Raw genomic sequence first — 651 nt, 5'->3', positions numbered from 1 at the left:
AACAGGCATCTTGCCTGTTAAGCTAAAATTCCGCACTCAGCTTAATTAATACCGACCTACTTAATTGACAAAAATATAGGAAAATTTAAATAACAGTAGATTTTGATTGAGAGAGTAAATCGTGATTATTTGGGTAAACGAGCAAATCGATCCGTCCGGCATTCTTTATTCTTGCATTGCTTGTTGTGACGAGACTCAAGCAAAGGATTGCCACGAATCTTTTGAGCAGAATTTGACTGCTGAGCAAAAACAGCAGGGCTGGGTTGCTACTTTGCGGACTGTTAGTTCTTGGGATGAGGTGCCTGTTAATGCTTTGAAATTGAATTGATGAGTACAAGTCAATCAGCAGATGTAGTCTCGCAGTATTTCCCTTCGATCGCAACGGCAGGAAAACGCAGGACATCTGTTGGGAAAAAATAATATAACTCGATCGCACATTGGTCAAATTAACAGAGGTTTTGTGAAACTGAAGGCAAAAATCTGCAAGCATTTGGGGCTGCCAGTCTAAGGATTGTGCCTTGCAAGGTGCGGGAATTTGGGCGGAAATTTTCGGGACTGCAGTGCTGCGAACACGCTAGTACACTTGGGCGTGAATAGAGCTACCATTTATATGTAGATGTAGAAGGTAGAACAGATCGATGCCCAGACTAG

At 42.2% G+C, this 651-nt stretch carries 1 protein-coding gene; it reads left to right on the top strand.

Annotated elements, in window-relative coordinates; all coding sequences use genetic code 11:
• Positions 1-121 precede the first annotated feature (121 nt).
• Positions 122-328, top strand: a complete 207-nt coding sequence (locus tag QUA80_RS09635) for a hypothetical protein (protein WP_015178896.1) — start codon at positions 122-124, stop codon at positions 326-328.
• Positions 329-651: the final 323 nt, after the last annotated feature.

The sequence above is a fragment of the Microcoleus sp. F4-D5 genome, assembly GCF_036704885.1.
Classification (GTDB): Bacteria; Cyanobacteriota; Cyanobacteriia; order Cyanobacteriales; family Microcoleaceae; genus Microcoleus.
Note: the sequence above shows the minus strand (reverse complement) of the source record. Positions and strands in the feature narration are given on the sequence as shown.